Origin of the sequence: uncultured Mobiluncus sp. (assembly GCF_963511525.1) — a bacterium.
In the GTDB taxonomy this organism is placed as follows: domain Bacteria; phylum Actinomycetota; class Actinomycetes; order Actinomycetales; family Actinomycetaceae; genus Mobiluncus.
Map to the genome: position 1 here is coordinate 56901 of NZ_CAUPIY010000002.1, position 21397 is coordinate 78297.

Consider the following 21397-nt stretch of genomic DNA (forward strand, 5'->3'; position numbering starts at 1 on the left):
GTCACTCAACAGTCCCCTCCATCATCTGCGGAGTATCGACATAGTGACCGGTTTCCCCGGACAAGCCGACATAGTTCATGGCGTTATCCAGCACGGTCGTGCCTTCTTTGATGCCTTTACCCTTGATTGCGGCCATGCCGTTGCCTTCTACCAGGACTTCCACCTGGACTTCGCGAATCTTCGGCTGTTCCGAATCCGGGTTATCTATCACCAGCACGGACTTCGGGCCATCTTCGCCCGTCGCCTCCGAGTGTGCCATTTCGGACGGAGCGGGAGCTTCGGTGGAGGGTGGAACCTGGTCGTCAAGCGGCATCATCGCATCAACCAAAGCACCCTTCGGCACGGTCAGAGCGTTCTTTTCACCAGCAACAATCGCCTTTACTTTGGCGGTAGACCCCAGACGCAAGCCCTGCAAATCGCCCGTCACCGTGATTTGCACCGGAAACATGACCGAGGCGTTGCCGCCCCCACTGCCGCTTCCTTGGTCAGCACCCGGACCGGATGGCGCGGAGGTCTGGTCGATGGCGGCCGGAGAAATAAAGGACACCACGCCCGTAAATTCCTTATCCCCGGTGGCCGGAGTGGTGAAAGTGACCTGGTTACCCACGCTGAGTTTGGAGACCCCGGATTCTTTAATCTGGGTTTCAATGACCATGTTTTGGTCATCTTCCACCGTCATCAAGGCACCTTCCGGAGCGGCTCCGACCTTGGCGGTTACGGAGGTCACAATGCCTGATATCGGGGAAGTTACGTGCGCCGAGCTGATGTCAGCCCGCAGCTTTTGGATGGTGCTTTGCCCTTCCGCCAGGCCCGAACCCGCCGAGGCTTGGGCCGCCCGCAACGCCCGCAGATTCGAACTCACTTCCTGAGCCGCGTGGATTTTGGCGTATTCCAAGCTGATTTTGGCGTCAGACAGAGCGCCTTGCGCCTTCGCGACCGCCTCGCCGGCCTCGGCTATCTGGGTGTCTATTTGGCGGAGCGCAGCCTGGAATTGACGCCTTGCCATCCCCAAGTTTTCGTTCGCGTGGCCCACGGAAATATTGGCCTGAGCCTGCTGGGACCAGGCCGACCTGGCACCCTTGCTGCCATCATCAACATTTTGATCCAAGGTGGCGACCTGCGCTTCCAGCTCCGCGATGCGCTGGTTGACATTCTCAATGAGTGCATCGCGGCGTGTGGGGTTCAGGTTCTTGTCGGTCCGCAGCTGGGATAGTTGTTTCTTGGCCAGGTCCAAATCCGCTGCGGCCGAATTCCGCTCAATGATGGCGATGTCGCGCTGCAGGTTCGCTTCGGAAACCGCGGCTCCGGCGCGACCCGCTTCCATCTTGGCGTTTTCCACCTCTTGATAAGCCGAGCGCAGGGCATTTTCCTGTTCCAGCAAGGCTTGCAAAGTGCGGTTGTCTCTCTCCTGCTTCATTTGTTCGTAGGCCCGCGAAGATTTCACGTATTCGGTTTCGGCTTCCCGCAACGAAGTTTGGGCTCCGCGGATTTCCTGGTTCATGCCCTGATCCAGGGCGCTTTTCGCATTTTGATAGTTTTGGGCAGCCTCGTCGATGCTGTTTTGCTGGGTGATGCGGCTTTCGTTCAGCTGCGCCTGTTGGCTAGCCAGTTGCGAATTCGCCTCGGAACTGTCCAGCTGTGCCAGCAGCTGACCCTGGTTCACCCGGTCCCCCGCCTTCACGTTGAGAGCCTGTACTTTCGAGTTCAGCGAGGAGAACAAGGTCATGGTCTTGGCGCTTTTCAGCGTGCCGGTCATGCTGATGGTTTTGGTGACGTCCTCCCTGGTGACGGTAGTGACGTCCCCGCGATAAACGGCGGTCGGGTCGTACTTGGGAGCCCCCATGCCCATCACTGCCGGAATGACCAGCGCGGCCACAGCCAAGACCGCCACCGCGCTGACCCCGATGATGATTTTCTTTTTCTTGCTCGATTTCTGCTTGCCGAGTTTCAGTTTTTTCTTGCCCTTGAGCAGGGATTTCGCAGACTTTGCCGAGTCATCTCCCGTCACGGAAGCAACAGGGGTAACAGTCGGGTCATCGACGGGAGTGAACACGGGTTCATCGCTCACAAATAACTCCTTATAATCCAAAATCGCTTTTGAAAAACTATAAACTCCTCAGGGCTTTTTTGCCTTGCCAAAAGCTCCGCTACCAGGAAAATCAGTCCAAAGTATGAGACTCGTCCGGTTTCCAGGCACTCCGCACTCAGCCCTCAGAAGGAGATAGTCCCAGATTATCTTGCCTCCCCGCCCGGCCGCCATCAGGGATGCCCCTGATTAAACCCTGACGAGCCCCTCGGCATCCCCAGGCCGGCGACGGTCACGCTAGAGCTTGTAAGAATCGGGGGCGACCGGCCAGGTCGCATCGGGTTTGGGCGTCCCTGAGACCGAGCGCGTGGGCCGCCTGTACCAGGGCCTCGCCTTGCGACTCGGCGTGTTCCATCACGATGGTGGCACCCGGGGCTGCGACCGCCGCAGCCGCCGCCAAAAACGCCCGCGGCAGCTCCAGGCCGTCAGCGCCCCCGCCGTAGAGCGCCAACTGCGGGTCCTGGGCCGCTTCGGGCTGGGTCACCGGGTCGACCACATAAGGGGGGTTGGTGGCGATGACGTGAAACTTTGGCGGGATTTCGGCGCTCACAAGGGCGTTGCGCAGCGTCTGCGGGTCGGTCGCGTCAGCGAGCAGGACCCGCGCCGCTACCCCGGTAAACCGGGCGTTTTCCGCCGTCAGGTCCACCGCCGCTTCTGACACATCCACGCAGGTCAGCACCGACTCGGGAACTTCGGAGGCGATAGACAAACCCAACGCCCCCGAACCGCAGCCGAGGTCCAGCACCCGCGGAGCCACCCCTTGCCGCACCCAATCCGCGGCCGCGTCGATGGACGCTTGGGCGACCCACTCCGTCTCGGGACGCACCACAAACACTCCGGGGCGGGCGTGCAAGGTCAGGTGGCGAAAGTACATGATGCCCATGACGTGCTGCAACGGGACGCGGGTGGCGCGCTGTCCGACCAGCTCAAAGAACCGCTGCCAGGTAGCCCCGTCCAGGCGCTCGCCGTAGCCGGGCCGGTGGCCCAACACGTGCTCCAGCAGCAGACGCGCCTCACCGTGAGCGTTGTTGATTCCGGCCTCGCTCAACACGAAGGCCGCGTCGTTGAGTGCCGAACGTGCTGCCGCGTGCTGGGGTATCTGCATCGAATTCCTTCCGCCGTCTGAGGCGACACGCATGCGGGCTAGTGGGAGGATTTGCCTACCGCCGCCAAGCGAGCGGCTTCGTCGGCGTCAATAGCGGACTGGATGACCGGGGCCAGGTCGCCGTTTAGCACCTGGTCTAGGTTGTAGGCCTTGTAGCCGGTGCGGTGGTCGGCGATACGGTTTTCCGGGAAGTTGTAGGTGCGGATTCGCTCGGAGCGGTCCACGGTGCGGACCTGGGAGGCGCGCGCCTCAGCCGCTTCAGCTTCGCGCTTTTCCGCCTCCAGCTGCATCAGGCGGGAACGCAACACCCGCATCCCGGCCTCTTTGTTTTGCAGCTGAGACTTTTCGTTTTGCATCGACACCACGATTCCCGTGGGCAGGTGAGTGATGCGCACCGCCGAGTCGGTGGTGTTCACGGACTGACCCCCCGGCCCCGAGGAGCGGTACACGTCAATGCGCAGGTCATTAGGGTCAATCTCGATGTCCCCGGTTTCCTCAGCCTCCGGCATGACCAGCACGCCTGCCGCCGAAGTGTGGATCCGCCCTTGGGATTCGGTGACCGGAACGCGCTGCACCCGGTGCACCCCACCCTCGTATTTGAGGTGGGCCCACACGCCCTCCTCCGGGGTGGGGTTGCCTTTCGCTTTGAACGCAATCGAGGCATCCTTCACCCCGCCGAGGTCAGATTCGGTCAAGCCCAGGACCTGCACCGTCCAGCCCATCTTTTCAGCGTAATGCTGGTACATCCGCATCAAATCACCGGCGAACAGGGCGGATTCCTCGCCGCCCTCGCCGGCTTTGATTTCCATGATGACATCGCGGGCATCGTCGGGGTCGCGCGGGGTCAGGGCCTCAATCAGATCGGCGTTGGCTTGCTCAAAAGTAGCCTCAAGCCCGGGGATTTCCGCCGCAAAGTCCGGGTCCTCACCAGCCATTTCGCGCCCGGCTTCCAAGTCGTCACGCGCCTGCAGCCAGCTTTGCACCACGGTGTTGATGCGGCTCAGTTCCGCATAGCGGCGGCCAACCTTGCGGGCATGAGCCTGGTTGGAGTGCAAATCCGGGTCACTCATCTGTGCCTCGACCTGGTGGAACTCCTCCAGCAGGGCTTCTACGCCCCCAAATTCTTCAGGGAAGTCACTCATTTCTGACCTTTCATATCGCTTGCGGCTAAGAGTTGTTCACCGGCAAACCCCGGCAAATAAAAGGCACCGGTCGGTAATATGTACCGACCGGTGCCAAAGTTTCGCTATTCCGCGGCGGCGGGAGCCTTAGCTTCCTCAGCCTTAGCAGCCTGCTTAGCGGCCTTTTCGGCGTCTTTCTTAGCCTTATCGGCAGCTTTCTTCTTGGCGTCGTTGAACTTGGCGTAGCGAGCCTCGAAGCGAGCCACGCGACCGCCGGTGTCAAGAATCTTTTGCTTGCCGGTGTAGAACGGGTGGCAAGCCGAGCACACGTCCACGCGCATCTGACCGGAAGTCAGGGTGGAGCGAGTCGTAAAGTGATTTCCGCAGGTGCAGGTGACCTCGGTCAAAACATATTCGGGGTGAATTCCCTGTTTCATGATTACTCCTTGGGTTCAAGGGCCCCGGGTCCCGCGGCGAAAGCTTTGGGTGAACCGGAAAGACCAAGGGTCTATTATGCCACAATCCACAAAGTCGCACCAACTGGCGCAGCCACGACCGTGGGACACCACCCGCTGACGTTGGACTTCTCGATTCAACGCGGTAATCAGTTATCATAATCATGGCATAGAGGGGAAACCATGACACAAGATTTTACAAATCCACAGCTGGAGATTCGTGGTATCGTCAAGCAAAGACGCCGCTGGCCCATCGTGGTTGGCGTCAGCGCGGGGGTTCTCGCCCTCGCCCTGACCGGTAGCGGCTGGGCTTACGCCACGCATTATTCCAAGTTGGCCCTCCCCCACACGATGGTCGGAAAACTCGACGTCGGGGGCATGACCTCTGATGAACTGAAACGCCATTTGACGGACAACTGCCAAAAGCTGAGCGCTGCCTTTAGCGGTGGCGTTCCCGAAACCTCCCTGAGCCTGGGCCAGATGGGTTTGGACTGCGACGTTCCCGGCACCGCCGCTGCCGTGATGAAAGCCAACGAAAACCTGGGCGGAGTCTTGGCCTCCACCGTCATGGAACGCCAAGTCACCCCCCTCTTTACCCTCGATGAAACCGCCGCCACCCAAGCAGCCCGGGATTTGACCGCTAAACGACCCGATACCGTCGTGGACCCGCATCTGGGATTCAACAGCGAAACGGGCTCTTTCGAAGTGCAGCCGGGCAGCGCCGGGCAGGGCGTCGATCCGAAAGTCGTCATCGCTGCTGCTAAGAAGACTTGGGAAACCCAGACGAAACAATCCCTAAAGGTGAAACTGACCGAAGTCACCCCGAGCAACGCAGATCCGCAGCTGGAAACCTGGGCGCAGCAAGCCAACTCTCTCATTGCCCCGAAAGTAAACCTGATTGGTCGCAGAGTCGGTCACATCATCACCCCCGCGGACAAAGCCCAGTGGGTCGAAGTCACCGAGAACGGACCGGTCATCAGTGAAAAGAAAGTACTGGCTTGGCTCAAAACGTTTACTGACCAGGAAATCGACGTGAATAACGGTCCGGGCGAACGCACCATGACCAAAGACGGCTACCTTTTGACTATGACGAAAATGGCTCTGGACTCTAAGAGAGTCTCGAATAACGACACCATCGCCGCCGAAATCACCGCGGCACTGACCGCCGGACAAAACTATCGCGGGGTTTTTGAGATGAAAGTTCAGGAAGGCAAGTTCAACGACACCGTTGTGGATCAAACCCTTCCCCGCCCGCCCTACAACGCCAAACCTGGCGAAAAGTTCATCAGTGTCGACCTGACCAACCACACCGTGGCGGCTTGGGAGGGCGACAAAGTTGTGTGGGGTCCGGTCGAGGCGGTCCACGGATCGCTGCCTTCCCCGACCTATCCGGGAATTTTTCATGTGCAAACCAAACTGGTGAACGCCCACATGAAGAACGACAAAGCCTGGGACGGCGCTTATGACACCTGGAGCCCGTGGACCATGTACTATCAGGGCGGCTACGCCGTACACGGCACCTATACCCGCTGGAATTGGGTGCAAACGAACTATGGCGGGTCGCACGGGTGCGTGAACTTGAAGCCCGCGAAAGCTAAGGAGCTGTTCGACTGGGCGCGGGTGGGCACCCCGGTGGTCATCCACCGAGCTGGAGTTATCTAGGTTTTTCGAAAGGTTCAATGGATGCGCTTTTCGTATCGTCCGACGCATTTGACGCCGCAGCACCGGCGTCGGTCGTTGGCGACCAACCTCAGATGGCTCGCGGCCGCGGCCACGCTGCTGGCGGTGGCCGGAGGCGGCTGGCTAGCATTTGGCTACAAGCCGTTATGGAACCCCGAGCAGTCCGCCCAGATTAACGCGGCGCGGGACTCGGCGTGCCAGCGCAGTGTCACTTTGCGTCTCGGGGACAACAGTTTTTTGGCAAAGCCTGACCAGGTTTGCTCCTGGCTACATCCCGTGCCCCAGCCCACCAAACAGCTCAGCCCCCAACCGCTGCCCTCACCACAGTTCGATGTCAACGCGATTACTCAGTGGGTACACTCCTGCACCTCCCAAGTCGAGAAACCGGCCAAGAACGGCAGCCGACAGGTGGACAGCAAGGGCCACCTGGTGAGTCTGCTGAAAGACCCGGTCGACGGCGCGGTCGTGAACCACCCAAACAACCTGGTTTCCCAGATTGAAAAGGCCCTGAACAGCAGCAATGGCAACGTGGAAGTCGCCGCTAAACTGTCCCCCCGCAAAGGCGGTTTCGACGACACCGTCGTAGCGGCTCCGGCGATGCCCTATGCGCCCCAGCCACAAGAACGGTGGGTGGACGTAAACCTGACGAACCACACTACTGCCGTCTATGACGGGACGAAAGCCATTTACGGGCCGGTGGCTGCGGTGGACGGACACGCTCAAGCTCCCACGGTGCAAGGGATTTACAAAGTGTACGCCAAGCTGGACATGCAAACCATGACCGGGGTGGGATATGACGGACCCTACAGCGAGAAAGCCCCGTGGATTTCGTACTTTTCGGGGAATTTTGCGCTACATGGGGCACCGTGGCGCTCAAGTTTCGTCTATACCCCCGAAAAAGGTTCTCACGGTTGCGTGAACCTGAGCGTGACTGATGCCAAAGCGATTTATGACCTGATAAGCATCGGCACTACGGTCGTGTCCCACACTTAGGCCACGTAGCCGGCAGCCGATTCCGCCAGGTCCCCGCTCAGGCCCGCCCGCAGTGCGCGCCGAGCGAAAACCACGACCCACATCACTAGGGCCGCATAGACCACCACGGCCACCGCAATCTTTACGGGAGTCAGCAGCGCCGACGGGGTCAGGAACGCTTCTTCCAAGCCCGAAATCCCCAACAGGATAATCAACCCGGCAGCCACTGGCCCGAACTGGCGGCCCGCCCGCGCCAGGGAAACCATGCGCGGGTCTTCGCCGGGCACGAACAACGCCCAAAACAGCCGCAGAGACGCGGCGCAAGCCAAGACGATGCAAGACAGTTCCAGCAGGCCGTGAGGGGTAATCAGCCCAAAGAAAACACCTAGGTCACCGTACTTGGCCATGATGGCTCCGGCCACCCCCACGTTGGCGAAGTTCATCAGCAGCTGGTAAACCGGATAGGCCCCGGTAAAGAACATGGCCACCATCAGCACGGCGATTGTCGCGTTGTTCGTCCACACCTGAGCGGCGAAATCCGGGGCCGGATAGTTTGAATAATAGGCTTTGAAAGAATCCTCGGCGTATTGGCGCATCTCTATCTCAGATTGCTGAGCCAGCAGAATGTCGGGGTGGGTGTAGACCCAAAAACCGGTGAACACCGCGGTAATCAGCGATAGCGCCAGCAGCACCAGGAAAATTGGCCCGATTCGGTACAGCGCCAGGGGCAGAGTCACGGTAAAGAACCCACCGACGGACTCCCGAAACGTTCGGCGCGTCCCCCCGATACGCCCTCGTGCCGTGGACACCAGATTCGTCAGCTCCAGCACGACATCCGGGTCGGTCGGTACGGAAGTGATGGTCGCCAAGTCCGCGCTGGCGCGATGATATAACCCCATGAGTTCGTCGATTTCCGCCCCGCTCAGACGGCGTTTGCGATTCAGTTGAGCCAGGCGCGTCCAGTCCTGAGTTCGCCCTGCGGTATACGCATCGATGTCCATGCTGCTAATTTATACTCAATGGAACAATTTAGCGGAACGAAAATCCGGCCCGACGTGGTCATCACCGGCGAAGCTATTGCCTTGCTGGTGCAGCCAGCCTCCCTGTTTTTGCGCATCGTTTCAGCCGTTATTGATGCGGCTGTGTCGATTTTGGGGATGGTTATCACTTACGAGGTGTTGTTCCTGATATTGACTTTGAGCGGCGAGGACGACGATTTTCTGTATTTTTCCAACGAGGCACAAGTCACCGCGTTCGTCGCGGTGATCACGGCGGTGTGGCTGTTCTTTGTGCCGATGACGGTAGAGACTTTGACCCGCGGAAAGTCGCTGGGACGCTTCATCGTGGGAACACGCATAGTCCGCGACGACGGCGGTCCCATCACTTTGCGCCACGCTTTCGTACGCACCCTGATTGGTCTGGGCGAACTGTGGGCGACGGTAGGAGCCGGGGCCATTATCGCGGCGTGGACGAACCGCAGAGGCAAACGTATCGGGGATATTTTCGCTGGAACCTACGCGGTTTCCGAAGCGTCCGGGGTGACTCGCCGGCCGCTGCTGCTGGCTCCTGAACTCGCCCAGTGGGCTGGCGGAGCCAATGTCGGCGAGCTGGACGGGGTCACCACCGTGGCGGCGCGCCGATTCCTGCAAAGCGCCACCAAGATGGATCCGCTCCACCGCCAGCAGGCGGCCCAAACGCTCGCCACCGCCCTTTTGAACCAGGTGTATCCGCCGCCACCCCCAGGGACAGACCCGGAACGATTCATTGCGGCGGTGCTGGTGCTGCGCCGGGATGCCGAATATCACACGAATAACGCCGTCCAGGCGCGCCTGGAGAAAAAACTTTCCGCGGTGTCCGGTTCCCGGTACGGGATTTAGTCGGGCCGACCGGCGTCAGCTGGTGAGGTGGACGTAGATTTGGCTGGACACAGATAGGTCTGGAATCGGCTCCAGGGCGTCAATCCCGTCACCGTCCCCCAAATTGGTGGTGACCACCTGGGTTACATACAGGTCAGGGGCCTCTATCAACTGGGGAGTTTCGTCTTTAAGGGGCACGACCACGGTCGTCGTCGCGTTGACGACGTGGGTGGCTCCGTCGATCCGGTATTCCCGATTTTCGGCGTTAAGGTTCGTCACCAGCAGTTGGCGCTGCGTCGCGGCGGGCCCCATCACCACTCCTCCGCCGGTAGAAAGAGCGGGCAGCCACGCCAGGTCACGCACAAATTTGTCCGAGTCAGTAGGGGAAACCGAGCCTTGCCGATAGACCACCGCCCCGGCTGCCACGGGCTGGGTGGCGTTGACGATGACTGCGTAATTGCCAGGCTGTAAGCCACCCAGCGTGAAATCCAGCACCGCGCCGGGATCCAGATCTAGGTCTTTGCCTCCCGGTAGCGGGAAACGGCCATTTTCGTTGACAACTTCGATGGTGGCCCGCGCCGAATCAGTGCCGGGGTTCAACAGGCGCACCGCGCCGAGACTCCCGTCCATCGCCACGCCGGGAATGACCTGGGTGGTGTTGGGCAGGGCGGAGGCGTGTACCAGCGACACGCCCCCCGCAGTCAGGCCCAGTAAACTGTGTGTCATCAGCGAGGAGGCCAGACCGGCTCCGTTCGCGGTGACCCGTACCACCAGGCGCTGGGTCCCTCCCACCTGGGATTCCAAAGGGATGGCTTGCAGCTGGCGGGCCGGGACGCTGATCTTTTCCCCCCGGGGGAAATCGAGTTTCCCGGTGTCGCCCCACACTTCGACCTTGGCATCAACCGAGTTAGACGAGGGGTTCATCAGCTGCAGAACGCTCGATTCCCCAATCTCGGTCGACCCGCCGACCAGCCAAGATTCCAGCTGCGCCGGCTGGCAGGACGCACTAGCCAGGCCGCGGTAGTCTCCTGAGGAAACCGATTGTTCGATGTCCGCCCCGGCGAGGGCGACTTTACCGTCCCACGGCTGGGCGGTGAGAAAACCACTGACCGGAGTGGAAAAACTGCCGTAAAGCATGGCGGATTTCGGGGTCAGCTCCAGGTCGTTCTGGGGATTTTCCGGGGGTGGCGCCACTTCTTCGGTGTCGTCTGTCGCGGGGTTCGTGTCCCCGGCCCGGTGCGAGTTCGTTTTTCCTGGGGTCGTTTCCTCCGAAGTCGGTGCGGCGGACTGCGGGGCGCGGCCTCGCGAACCCAAGGGCTGATACACCGCCTTTTCCGGGACCCGCGCGGTGCGAGCCAAAACGGTGGAGGTCATTGACCCCGCAATTTTGGGCGGCGCCAACGGATTTCCGGCCCCGTCAACCGCCGCTGGGTTCACCGTAGGCGGCACCTGGGGACAAGCCAGGGTGATCTGGCCGGGAGGGACCGGCACGGGCTCGCCGTAGTGAGGCTTCTGAGCGGCTGCCGGCCGGGTCAGACCAACGGCAACCACCAGGCCCGCCACGGCCACGACCAGCAGGGTTGCCAGGAACCAGCGCACCCCATCCCAACGGTTGACCGTCGTGTAACGAGAACCAGCCGACGGAACCTTTTGCGGCTCCGTATCCTGGCGCGAATCCTCGCGCGAATCCTGAGCGGTTTGCGGTTTCACAATCTCACCTCCGACACCCGACGCAGCGGTAGGGCTGCAGCCAGAGCAATCAGCAGGGACAGCAGCAGCACCGCACCCCACAACTGGTAAGGAAGATAGGCATAGGTGATGGACACAGTACCGGGATTGGGGGGCAGCTGATAGAGCGCATTCCATTGACCCGTTTCCACCGGGTCAATGATTTTACCGTTGAACCGCACCGTAAAGCTGCTATCAGCTCGTTCACTCAACGCCAGCAGACGGCCCGCCGGTCCGGCCCCGACTTGTGCCTTCCCGCCTCGCACATCGAGGGCCTGTGCCCTGACTTCGCCGGTCGGCCAAGAGGGATGTCCCCCTTTCCACTGGGCCGGGGCGACCCGAGCCACGCTGACCGCGGCGGAATCGGCCAGGCGCCACACCGTACCGGCCTCCGTGGTGGTAATCCGTTCCAACGGCGCGGCCGAGTCTAACGTGTTGACCAGGGAGGTGGTCGCGGCGTCCTTGCTGCGGGGCACGATGATGAAGTTCACATCCAACTGGGCGAGTTGTTCTCCCAGCTTCGGGGTGGAGCCTCCCAGCACCGCTGCCACCGTGGCCTGCAGCGCCGCGTCGGCTGCATCGGGAGTGCGCGAACCGGTCACGTTGCGGTAATTTTTCAGTTTCAGGTAGGGGGAAGCCTCAAAAGTCGTGTGCCGCCAGTCCCGCCATAGACCGGCCGTCACCAGGGTGGATTGGTTGGGGGCACTGGCGACCTCCAGGTTCAGAGCCCGCAGGTGGCGCGGGGAAGACTGGCCTTGGGCAACTGTAGCGGGGAGGCTCACGTCCCGAAACGTTTCCAAAGCATTGAAACCGGACGCGGCGGGGGTAGCAAGCTGGTTTACCAGCATCGGGGTCGCTCCCAAAACAGGAATCAGCACCGCCGCGGCCACCACAGCCTGAACAGTGCGATTGCTCCAGTTGGCGATTTCGGCCGGAATCGTCAACTGCAGACGCCCCACCGAGAACAGGGCGGAGGTAATCAATCCCGCGTGAAACACCGCCAATCCCGGCCCGGCCCAGGCACACACAACGTTGGCTCCAGAGACGGAAACCGGGGTGGAACTGGCCAACCACGCCGTCGCCAACCCCCCCAGCGCGAACAGCAGGCTCCAGTGAGCCCCAGTGGAATGGCTTGGAATGATGACCCCGGCCACCACGGTGAGCAACAGCAGTCCCAAGGGCAGGAAAGCGAGAACCTGCCAGCCGGGCAGGGCAAGAGGCAGGGACGTCGCCGCCACGTCAAGCGGCCAAGCGGTGAGCAAATCCCACCAGTTCGGCCTCGAGACGGGCAGCGGCACCGACAGGGTGGACAGCCACAGCGGCCATTGGGCAGGCGAACCAACTGTGCGCACCACCGTGGGCACGGCCAACAAAACGGCCGGCGCCAGCACAATCAGGGCGTGGACGGCTTTCAGGCGCAGCCGAGCCGGGATGTGGCTGCGAACCGGGTCTGAAGTCTCTGTTTGCGACGTGGTAAAAAGGGGGTTAGCGACCCCTTTCAGCATTGCTATCAACACCAGGAATACCACCGGAATGACCATGATCACGGCCGCGCTCACCACCAGGAAACCGGTGAGGGCGGCGATACCGACCTGGATAATCGCGGCGGAATGCACGCTGACCGTGACCGGTTCGATTTCTCCCATCACGATGCGGGACACCGGCATCCCGGCGCCCCGGGCTAGTGAACCGACAAAAAGGGGCACACTCACTGCCAAAACCCACACCGGCAGCTGACCCAAACCCATACTGACCAGCAGGTTAGGACTGAAAGTCCAGGACAGGGCAGCCAGGGCGCGCAGCGTGCGGGAATCGGTGAGAACCCCGGTGGCCCACCATGCGCTGAGCCAAGCCAGCGGCAGGGTCGCGAACAGCAAAACCGCCAGCACCACCGACCCTTTTATCCCTACGAAACCCGCGATTTGTCCCAGGCTCGCCACTTCCAGACCCAGGGGGTCCATCGCCCCGACAGCCGAACCGTAGCCCAAACCGGCGGGAATCCACCCAGAAATCAGGTCAGTCCAAAAGTCCCGGTTGCTCACCGGCAGGTTCGCCAGCGCCCCGCCGGACACCCCGCCGATGGCAAAGCGCCAGCCCAACAGCCCTACCAGGGTCAGGGCGGCAGCGACAATCCAGACGAGAGTGCGATCCACAGACTTTTCGGTATAAAAGTTGCGCCGCGCTGTCGCATCCGGGATTTGGGGACGGCGCTGGTCTTTGGCGACGCGCCGAGCCGTGGTTTTGGCTTGGCGGATTTGGGAAGATTTCACCTGGAGGGGCCGCAAAGTACGGGGACTCAACTTGCTTTGACGCACCCGCCGCAGTCGGGATTTCCACGCGGCAAAAGGCCGGAACACCGTCACCAGGGTCGATTTCAGTTCTCCCGCCGCGAGCTTGGGCTCTTTCGTGACGATACGCCAGAAAAACCGCAGCAGGCCGAGCACCAAAACAATTAGCGGGAGGAAGATAAACAGCCACCAGGGCGCCGCCACCATCCAGTTGTGCAGCTGGGCGATACGTCGGGCGGTAAAGGAACGCTTTGAATCGGACTCCAGCTTGCCGTTGGCTTCCAAGTCGCGCCCGGTGGGGTCGAAGCTGCGGGCGGAACGGGCGGGACGACCCCCGTCGGGACCGCGCAGCCCAAAGTAGCCCGCCATCTTGTGATAAACCACGGCACGCGGCGCCACCACGACCCGATACCCTGCTAGGTGTACTCGCCGGGAAAACTCCAGACCATCACCGAAAGGACCCAGGTGCGGGTCAAAACCGTCCAGACGGCAGAACGTCTCCCAGTCCACCAGCATTCCCGCCGTGCCCACGCCCAGCACGTCCTCGCGACCATCGTATTGTCCCTGGTCAACCTCACCGGCGTCCATCTCTTGCAAGCGCCGCCCGGATTGAGTGGCGCGAATGCCGACCTCTACGATTTGATTGGCTTTGTCCCACAGTCGCTGTTTCGCGCCGACAACCTTGATGGAGGCGCCGGATTCCAAGACTTGCATCTGTTCTGCCAGGCAGGAGGGTGCCGGGGCGGAGTCATCGTGCAAGATCCATAGGGCGTGGGGTTGGTCCGGGGGCGGCGTGGGGAAATCGGGCTGAGATTTGGCTTGGCGCAGCGCTTCGCCCAAGTTGGGGGCTCCCGGAGTTTTCAGGACTTTCGTGCCGGAGCGGTGTGCCACCCCGGAGCTGGAAACGTCGATGACAAATACTCGTTGTGGAGCTAAGGTTTGCCGAGAAACCGCCATGAGAGTTGCCGCCAGGTAGGGTGTCTCCCCGGAAGTGACGATGAGGGCGGTAACTGCAGTGCGCACAGGGTTAAGGATATTACGTCCTCAATTGGGTTAGGACGCGCGACGCTTCAAACGACGGCGTTCCCGCTCCGACAAGCCACCCCAAATCCCAAAGCGTTCATCGTTTTCCAGCGCGTATTGCAGGCACTCATCCTTGACCTCGCAGCGGGCGCAGACGTTCTTCGCTTCGCGGGTCGAACCGCCCTTTTCCGGGAAAAAGGCCTCCGGGTCGGTTTGGGCACACAGCGCCTGAGCCTGCCAGGCCAGCGGTCCGTTGAGAATTTCGTCAATCTCTGGGGTTGAATCAGCGAAATCAAGTTCGCCTTCACCAAACAGATTCCACAAGGACCCTTCACCTCATTCGCTCTGACAACTTTTGTAAATTTGGCGCCGCGTCTCAGGGACACCAAAAGCGTTACCTCTAAGTTACACGCGTGTGATTCATTAGTTCAAGTGGTTTCAGGCGCCGAGTTTGGCTCAGGTATGCGAAAATCCACCAATTGCACAGCTCGAACGCAAATGTGAGATATGTCACATAGGCTCGACACGCCCGTGGAACGTTTGCCACAAAAGCGGATTTAGGACTAATTGCTAACTCGCCTCAGGGGATGTCGGCCTGGAGCACGACCCCGGTCCCCGAGGCATAAACCGGAACCTTATCCGCCCGCACAAACACGACTTCTCCCGGATGCAACACCAAACCGGCAGTCGCTCCATCACGCAAGGTCGGAGTGCCTTCGAGGCAAAGTATTAGCCGGCCGCCGTGACCGGGCAGCGCCAGTTCCCGCCCGTCCAGGCGGGTCACGGAAAACTCGAAATCGTCCACCGGGGCATAGAACACTTGGGTCGACTCCGTAACCCACTCCGGGGCAATGCGCACCGGCGGGGCGGCGACATAATCCAGGCAGTTCAACAGCTCCTGGCAATCCACGTGTTTTTCAGTGAGTCCCGCCCGCAACACATTATCCGAGCTGGCCATCACCTCGACCCCCAACCCGGACAGATAAGCGTGGATCCCGCCGGGGGGTGTGAACAGCACTTCCCCCGGCCGCAACGTCACCGGGTTCAACATCGCTGCCACTACTGCCCCGGCATCCCCCGGATAGGAACGCGCCAAGCCCATCACAGTACGGTCCACCCGCACGGAAGGCGAGGTTCCGGCCTGCAGACGGTCCGTCATCGCCGCCACCGTGGCCTCGACCTGCGCCGCTTGTGGGGTCGTATGCGGAGACAAAAGGCGATCCACCACCGTGCGGATGCCCTCAGGGGCCGTATTATCCCGCAGCATGGACACGATTTGCACCGCCAACTCGGTATCCAAGTCAGCGAAAATCTCAATGATGCGCCGGGGCGCCCGAAACCCTGCCAACGCCTCGAACTTCGTAATCGCATAGATGAGTTCGGGTTTATAGTTGGGATCCTTGTACAGCCGCTGCGGGGAATCGAGCGGAATACCCGCCAGTTCCTCGGCTTTGTAGCGGGCTTCGGCACGTTCCTTGTCCGGATGTACCTGCAGGGACAGCGGGCGTTTCGGGGCGATGAACTTCATCAGATAGGGCAGGCGCGGTCCGAAGCGCTCCACCACCGAAGCCCCCAGCGTGCCCACGGGGTCGGCCGCAATCCAGTCCTCCAAAGTCAAGGGGTCCTCCTCGGGCTGCCCCGGGGCGTCGAGCAGAATCGAGGGCGACAGCTGGTGGGCGCCGAACCACACTTCTGCCAACGTCTGACCGGGCGTACCGATGCCAAAGCGCTCCTGGATAGCCGTATCTGACCCCCAGGTGTAACGTTTCTCAATCCCTCCGATGCGTTCCACGGCGTCTCCCCTTCCGTTTGCTTGGGATTAATTTTAGGGGGTATTTGCCGTTCATTAGTGCTTTCGGGGAGCTTTTGGTTGGTAGGCTTGATTTCATGCGTGGAATTATTTTGGCCGGCGGATCCGGCACTCGTTTGCATCCCATCACTTTGGGTACCTCAAAACAGTTGGTGCCGGTCTATGACAAGCCGATGGTGTACTACCCCTTGACGACCTTGATTCTGGCCGGAATCCGAGACATCCTGGTCATCACCACCCCGCACGATGCCCCATCTTTCCACCGTCTGCTTGGCGACGGCTCCCAGTTCGGGATTCACCTGGAATATCGGGTGCAAGAGGTGCCCAACGGCCTAGCCCAGGCGTTCGTGCTGGGAGCGGACTTCATCGGTTCGGAAGAAGCCGCCCTGGTGCTGGGCGACAACATTTTCTACGGTCCAGGTATGGGCGACCAGTTGCAGCGTTTCAAGGGGATTGATGGTGGTGCGGTGTTTGCCTACCACGTGCACAATCCCAAGGCTTACGGCGTGGTCGAGTTCGACGAAAACTTCCGCGCGATCTCTATTGAAGAAAAACCCGCGCAGCCCAAGTCAAACTATGCCGTGCCGGGTCTGTATTTCTATGACAATGACGTGGTCGGGATTGCCCGAGATTTGAAACCCAGCGCCCGCGGGGAATACGAGATTACGGACGTCAACCGGGTTTACCTCGAAGCCGGGAAACTGCAGGTCGAGGTCCTGCCACGCGGCACGGCCTGGCTGGATACCGGGACTTTTGATTCCCTGGCGGACGCGACCGCTTTCGTGCGAACCGTAGAAAAACGCCAAGACCTGAAAGTGGGCTGCCCCGAAGAAGCCGCTTGGCGCCGGGGATTTTTGAGCGACGCGGAGCTGGCCGAACGCGCCGAGCCGCTGCGCAAATCCGGCTACGGGGACTACCTGCTGGGGCTGCTGGAAGCCTAGCGCCCCCGCGTTGTCAGAAATCGGCTGCACAATCCGCACCCTCACCCGCGAACAGCACTAGCCCCCCGTGTTGTAACAAATCGGGGATTAAATCGGGGTTGGTGGTCTATATAGACCAGCAACCCCGATTTAATCGCGAAATAGCTAAAGCGGCTCTGTCTAGTGGCCCTGCTGGGCGTATTTTGCCTCAGTTGCTTCCTTGGCCGGACGCCACCAATCCTCGTGGGCGGTGTACCACTCGATAGTGTCGCGCAGCCCCTCCTCAAACGAGGTAAACCGCGGAGTCCAGCCAGTTTCCTCACACAGCTTCGTGTTGTCAATCGCGTAGCGCCGATCGTGGCCGGGACGATCCTTGACATGGTCGAAGTCGTCCTCGGGGAATCCCATCATGCGGTTCAGAGTTTGCACAACCTCCAAGTTGTTCTTTTCACCGTTGGCGCCAATCAGGTAGGTTTCGCCCAGGCGGCCTTTCTCAATGATGGCCCACACGGCAGTGTTGTGGTCATGCACATGAATCCAGTCGCGCACATTCAAGCCATCGCCGTACAGACGCGGGCGCACCCCGTCGATGCGGTTTGTAATCATGCGGGGAATGAACTTTTCCACGTGCTGGTAGGGGCCGTAGTTGTTTGAACAGTTGGAAATGGTCGCTTCCACCCCGAAAGAACGCACCCAGGCACGCACCAGCATGTCGGACCCCGCTTTTGAAGCCGAGTAGGGCGAGGAGGGCCAGTAGGGCGTTTCGGGAGTGAACTTGTGGGGGTCGTCTAGCGCCAGGTCACCATAGACTTCGTCGGTCGAGATGTGATGCAGGCGCACGTGGTGGCGTCGGCAGGCTTCGAGGATGTGGAAGGTGCCCACCAAGTTGGAATAAATAAACGGTGACGGATCGACCAGCGAGTTGTCGTTATGGGACTCGGCCGCAAAATGAACCACCAGGTCAGCATCCTTCACAAGGGAGTCCACCAGGTCGCGGTCGGCCAGGTCACCAACCACCAGGTTCACCCGATCCAGCCCCGCAATCGAGTCCGGGTTACCGGCATAGCCCAGCTTATCCAACACCGTCACGGTGGCATCCGGGTAATCCTCCACGGTCGTGTGGACAAAGTTAGCGCCAATGAAACCGGCTCCGCCGGTGACCAAAACGTGCATGAAGTTCCTCCTTTATTTCGACGCTTTCCAGCCTACCTTGGCCAGGGTGGGTTTAATCTGTTTTTTCGACAGTCTCATTATTTCCAGTTGGTTGTGTCACAGCTTCGTCTGTCAAAGCGGCAAGGTTCCCAGTTTCCGGTCCGTCCAGAGCTTTGGGGTTCGACTCGTTTTCAACTGAATTTGCCGCTTCCCGCTGGGGGCGCTCCAACGCTTTGAAAACGTAGCGCATCACGACTTCGTGACTGTGATAGAGCCCTACTGCTAGCACATAGGTCAGAACGCACACGACCGCCAGCATCATCCAACGTTGCAAAGGAACAAAGTCTTTCCAGTCCAAATGAAAATACAATTCCATAATCACCACGTGGTGTACCAGGAAGATGGCGTAGGAATACTTAGATATGAGATTGATGGGCACCTTGACAATGTTGAAGTCCACATAACGTGACACCACTGCCAGAATAATGAAAGCCGCAATCCCCACCCAGGTCAGTGCGATGTCCTCGTCAAAATTCGGAAAAGCCGTGCTCAAACCCAAAACGGCAGCCGCGGGGAACACCAGCAACGGATGGACTTTCCCTTCCCGAAAGAAAGAACCGAAATAGATTCCGAACAACAATTCGGGAAGCCGAAGCGGCAAAATGACCCCGTTAGGAAAACTGTGCGGGGTTGAGCGCAAGAAGTACCAGGTGCCGGCATAGATTGCCAGACCCGCGATGGCAGTAACCACCGGGAAACGTTGCACCGCCCACAGCAGCAGCGGGAACACAATATAGAAAAGGACGATAAAACCTAGGAACCACTCGCCAAGCAAGTACATGGTTTGCACTCCGAAGTTTGCCACCAAGCCGTCTATTGCAAAGAACGTAAACACGAAAGTGCGAGCCGGGGCGGCGTTGAGCGGAACACCGTTATGGATCACAAACAGAGACAAAGTCCCTATCGCCCAAGCCATCCAAAACATGGGATAGATCCCCAGGAAACGCTTTTTATAGAATTTTTTAAAATCCAGAGGCCGTTTATACGTAAAACTCAGTGCCGTCCCGGAAATAATCAGGAACAGGGATACCCCCAGGCTGCCCACATAAACCCCGAACGGTTGGTTGGTAATCAGATAACCACCCGAGGACAGGTAAGGGTTGTTAAAGTGGGTCAGGACGATGACCAGGACACTAAGCGCCCGGATAAAATCCAGGTAAAAGTATCGCTTTTTTGGCTTTGCCCCAGGTTTTGATTCGGGTGGTTCCACGCGTTTTTCGGTCGTTTCGCTCACTGTGTTCACTTACCCCCACCCCGGCGCAAATAGACCCGTTTCAGGGCAGCAACCCAAGATTTCGGTAACCGGGTTTTCGCGAAATGCGCCAAACGCATTTTCAAGGTTTTATGCGAATGCAGGGACTTCAACATCTCCATGGCCGAGCCGCCACCAAAACGCAGCGCTGTCCCGTAAGAGAATTCTTTGGTGTAGTAGCTCAAGTTCGTCAGCTCGATGCGCGCGAAATTATCCGAAAACAGCCACGCGTTGAAATATCCCACGCTTTGCCCAAAATAGCCGTAACCTCGCTCAATATAGTGCAACAGGGTGCCGTCAATAGCATTGGGCTCGGGTGGGAAATCCTCCCACTGCCAGTCTTTGGCGAACAGCGGCGCCAGAGCGGCAGGCCGAAACCAGAACATGGTTCCCAGGGGCGCAATAGGTTCTTTGTGCGGGTCGAGGGGAACCTCGACTCCCATATCCCGAAGCAATTCCTTGGTGCCTTCAAAGTTCGGACCCCAGGCGATGCTGTAGGGCAGGAAATAATCCGCATGGTTCGGGGCGGTGGGAAACATCATGCCCAGCCGGGGCTCCTGAGCAAATTTATTAACCACATTCTCGATGAATTCCCTGGTGGGAAGCAGATTTTCAAAACACTTATAAGCGAAGCCGTCACCGATGGAACCGGGGGTGAGTTGGGTGACTTTCTTATCATGGAAAAAGCACACCAAATCGTAGTTATCAATGATGTCTTTAACCCCCACCAGCAGCGCGGAAACGTCACGGCCGCGATTTTCAATGCGGCGTACCTCAACGTGGTAGGGCATTTCAGCACAGGCCGAGCGGACTTGCGCAGCTTTTTCCTCAGACCCGACAGTGATAATCAAGTCCGCGCCTTCCGGCATCGAACGCAGATATCTCAAGGTTTGATCCAGCAAATCCATGTAGTACACGTGCGCTACCAAAGCAAGTTTTTGCGGGCGGGCATCGGTCTCAATGCGCGGGTTCAGAGCCTGGGTTGGCAGCACATAGGTTAGCTTTAGGTTCTTCACCAAATCCGCCATGTTCATGGAACGCAAAGCATTGTTCCAAATCAGGTTCGTGTCATAGTCCGTGTGGTCACGCAGATATTCGTAGAGTTCCACCGCCGCGTTGCCGACAGACTGGTTCAAAACATCATCGTAGGGATGAAAGAAGGTGCGCCGCTTGAAAATCGGGCAGCGTTTTTCCGCAATCAGAGTTTTGGGGGCAAACAGGATTGGCTGGTTAGTGAAACCTTCCATATCCTCAGTGTTTACATAGACATCGGATTTGAACCCCAATTTCTCAAACCGTTTCGTAAAAGGAATCTCATGTTTCCCGACCGAATCCAAATAGCTTGACATCGGGGGCAGATGATCCCAATAGTCCTGGAATTGAGGAGCACTGACCAAGGAACGGCGATAGACGTGAAAATGCGACTGAAGATGTCGGGGAATGTACCCCTCCGGGGTAGTCCCGAAAGGATCCTCGGGATATTCGTGAAACCACGTCACTCCCCAAAAATCAATGTCGCGCGTCCCCATGGAATCAAACATTTCCCGGAACGGATAAACCGGACCCATAATGGTCGCGTTGAACAGCACCGTTTCGTCAAATTCCACGAGCCGAGACCATCCGTAGGAATCTAACGCAGTTTTATAGGCCCAGGCATCAAGCCCAACGTTTTCCCGCACAATCAGTTTGTCGGCAAATTTTTCCAGGCGCGCCCGCCCAGCAGAATCCAGTTTGCCGTTCACCACCACGCACAGTTCAGCCGTGTTTTTCACCATGTCGGCGAGCATGGTTTCTATATAATCGTCTACCACGCCATCCGCATCAAAGAAGAAAAATATGCCCAGACGTTTCGGATTGGGTGCAAGTGCTGCCACAAAGTCTCCCTTTTT

General features: G+C 59.4%; 15 protein-coding genes and 1 pseudogene. 4 read left to right on the forward strand and 12 right to left on the reverse strand.

The window, feature by feature from the left end; genetic code table 11:
• Nucleotide 1: 1 nt before the first annotated feature.
• The 4 genes and pseudogenes from RQ935_RS02190 to rpmE all read right to left on the reverse strand — a co-directional run.
• Nucleotides 2-2068 (reverse strand): biotin/lipoyl-binding protein, encoded by a 2067-nt coding sequence (locus RQ935_RS02190; protein WP_311497018.1) that lies wholly within the window; start codon nucleotides 2066-2068, stop codon nucleotides 2-4.
• A gap of 250 nt (nucleotides 2069-2318) precedes the next feature.
• Entirely contained in the window at nucleotides 2319-3191 is an 873-nt protein-coding gene (locus tag RQ935_RS02195) for a HemK/PrmC family methyltransferase (protein WP_311497019.1), read from the reverse strand.
• A gap of 38 nt (nucleotides 3192-3229) precedes the next feature.
• The gene (gene prfA, locus RQ935_RS02200) at nucleotides 3230-4333 is read right to left on the reverse strand and encodes a peptide chain release factor 1 (RefSeq protein ID WP_311497020.1); all 1104 of its coding nucleotides are present in this window, start codon (nucleotides 4331-4333) and stop codon (nucleotides 3230-3232) included.
• A gap of 215 nt (nucleotides 4334-4548) precedes the next feature.
• A pseudogene (gene rpmE, locus RQ935_RS09795) lies at nucleotides 4549-4749 on the reverse strand (50S ribosomal protein L31); the annotation flags it as partial.
• Between the two features lie 201 nt (nucleotides 4750-4950).
• Here rpmE and RQ935_RS02210 point away from each other — a divergent pair.
• Both RQ935_RS02210 and RQ935_RS02215 read left to right on the forward strand, forming a co-directional pair.
• Nucleotides 4951-6429, forward strand: coding sequence for a L,D-transpeptidase (locus RQ935_RS02210; protein WP_311497021.1), 1479 nt, complete (start codon nucleotides 4951-4953; stop codon nucleotides 6427-6429).
• Between the two features lie 21 nt (nucleotides 6430-6450).
• Nucleotides 6451-7440: a L,D-transpeptidase gene (locus tag RQ935_RS02215; RefSeq protein WP_311497022.1), complete on the forward strand. Its 990-nt coding sequence runs from the start codon at nucleotides 6451-6453 to the stop codon at nucleotides 7438-7440.
• On the opposite strand, the gene RQ935_RS02220 is transcribed toward RQ935_RS02215, so the two are convergent.
• Nucleotides 7437-8420: a stage II sporulation protein M gene (locus RQ935_RS02220; protein ID WP_311497023.1), complete on the reverse strand. Its 984-nt coding sequence runs from the start codon at nucleotides 8418-8420 to the stop codon at nucleotides 7437-7439. The two genes, RQ935_RS02215 and RQ935_RS02220, sit on opposite strands and share 4 nt — an antisense overlap.
• An 18-nt stretch (nucleotides 8421-8438) precedes the next feature.
• Here RQ935_RS02220 and RQ935_RS02225 point away from each other — a divergent pair, with 18 nt between their 5' ends.
• Nucleotides 8439-9296 (forward strand): RDD family protein, encoded by an 858-nt coding sequence (locus tag RQ935_RS02225; protein WP_311497024.1) that lies wholly within the window; start codon nucleotides 8439-8441, stop codon nucleotides 9294-9296.
• A 15-nt stretch (nucleotides 9297-9311) separates the two neighbouring features.
• Here the strand turns inward: RQ935_RS02225 and RQ935_RS02230 are convergent, their stop codons facing one another.
• The 4 genes from RQ935_RS02230 to manA form a co-directional block, all read right to left on the reverse strand.
• Nucleotides 9312-10985 carry a DUF5719 family protein gene (locus tag RQ935_RS02230; protein WP_311497025.1) on the reverse strand — a complete coding sequence of 558 codons (1674 nt, stop codon included), beginning with the start codon at nucleotides 10983-10985 and terminating at the stop codon, nucleotides 9312-9314.
• The gene (locus RQ935_RS02235; protein WP_311497026.1) at nucleotides 10982-14314 is read right to left on the reverse strand and encodes a glycosyltransferase; all 3333 of its coding nucleotides are present in this window, start codon (nucleotides 14312-14314) and stop codon (nucleotides 10982-10984) included. The genes RQ935_RS02230 and RQ935_RS02235 overlap by 4 nt, the downstream gene beginning before the upstream one ends.
• Before the next feature lie 30 nt (nucleotides 14315-14344).
• The gene (locus tag RQ935_RS02240) at nucleotides 14345-14638 is read right to left on the reverse strand and encodes a WhiB family transcriptional regulator (RefSeq protein WP_311497027.1); all 294 of its coding nucleotides are present in this window, start codon (nucleotides 14636-14638) and stop codon (nucleotides 14345-14347) included.
• 256 nt (nucleotides 14639-14894) lie between these two features.
• Nucleotides 14895-16106 (reverse strand): mannose-6-phosphate isomerase, class I, encoded by a 1212-nt coding sequence (gene manA, locus RQ935_RS02245; RefSeq protein ID WP_311497028.1) that lies wholly within the window; start codon nucleotides 16104-16106, stop codon nucleotides 14895-14897.
• Between the two features lie 95 nt (nucleotides 16107-16201).
• Between manA and rfbA the strand changes: the two genes are divergently transcribed.
• Nucleotides 16202-17065 (forward strand): glucose-1-phosphate thymidylyltransferase RfbA, encoded by an 864-nt coding sequence (rfbA, locus tag RQ935_RS02250; protein WP_311497029.1) that lies wholly within the window; start codon nucleotides 16202-16204, stop codon nucleotides 17063-17065.
• A gap of 159 nt (nucleotides 17066-17224) precedes the next feature.
• Here rfbA and rfbB read toward each other — a convergent pair whose 3' ends face one another.
• The 3 genes from rfbB to RQ935_RS02265 are packed head-to-tail and all read right to left on the reverse strand — an operon-like array spanning nucleotide 17225 to nucleotide 21382.
• Nucleotides 17225-18217 (reverse strand): dTDP-glucose 4,6-dehydratase, encoded by a 993-nt coding sequence (rfbB, locus tag RQ935_RS02255; RefSeq protein ID WP_311497030.1) that lies wholly within the window; start codon nucleotides 18215-18217, stop codon nucleotides 17225-17227.
• 52 nt (nucleotides 18218-18269) lie between these two features.
• The gene (locus RQ935_RS02260) at nucleotides 18270-19490 is read right to left on the reverse strand and encodes an acyltransferase (protein ID WP_311497031.1); all 1221 of its coding nucleotides are present in this window, start codon (nucleotides 19488-19490) and stop codon (nucleotides 18270-18272) included.
• Nucleotides 19491-19495: 5 nt separating this feature from the next.
• Nucleotides 19496-21382 (reverse strand): rhamnan synthesis F family protein, encoded by a 1887-nt coding sequence (locus RQ935_RS02265; protein WP_311497032.1) that lies wholly within the window; start codon nucleotides 21380-21382, stop codon nucleotides 19496-19498.
• Nucleotides 21383-21397 lie beyond the last annotated feature (15 nt).

What these genes read in the sequence shown, in the direction of transcription:
- RQ935_RS02195 (WP_311497019.1), bottom strand. Translation starts at nt 3,191, where the DNA reads ATGCAGATACCCCAGCACGCGGCAGCACGTTCGGCACTCAACGACGCG.
- prfA (WP_311497020.1), bottom strand. Translation starts at nt 4,333, where the DNA reads ATGAGTGACTTCCCTGAAGAATTTGGGGGCGTAGAAGCCCTGCTGGAG.
- RQ935_RS02210 (WP_311497021.1), top strand. Translation starts at nt 4,951, where the DNA reads ATGACACAAGATTTTACAAATCCACAGCTGGAGATTCGTGGTATCGTC.
- RQ935_RS02215 (WP_311497022.1), top strand. Translation starts at nt 6,451, where the DNA reads ATGCGCTTTTCGTATCGTCCGACGCATTTGACGCCGCAGCACCGGCGT.
- RQ935_RS02220 (WP_311497023.1), bottom strand. Translation starts at nt 8,420, where the DNA reads ATGGACATCGATGCGTATACCGCAGGGCGAACTCAGGACTGGACGCGC.
- RQ935_RS02225 (WP_311497024.1), top strand. Translation starts at nt 8,439, where the DNA reads ATGGAACAATTTAGCGGAACGAAAATCCGGCCCGACGTGGTCATCACC.
- rfbA (WP_311497029.1), top strand. Translation starts at nt 16,202, where the DNA reads ATGCGTGGAATTATTTTGGCCGGCGGATCCGGCACTCGTTTGCATCCC.
- rfbB (WP_311497030.1), bottom strand. Translation starts at nt 18,217, where the DNA reads ATGCACGTTTTGGTCACCGGCGGAGCCGGTTTCATTGGCGCTAACTTT.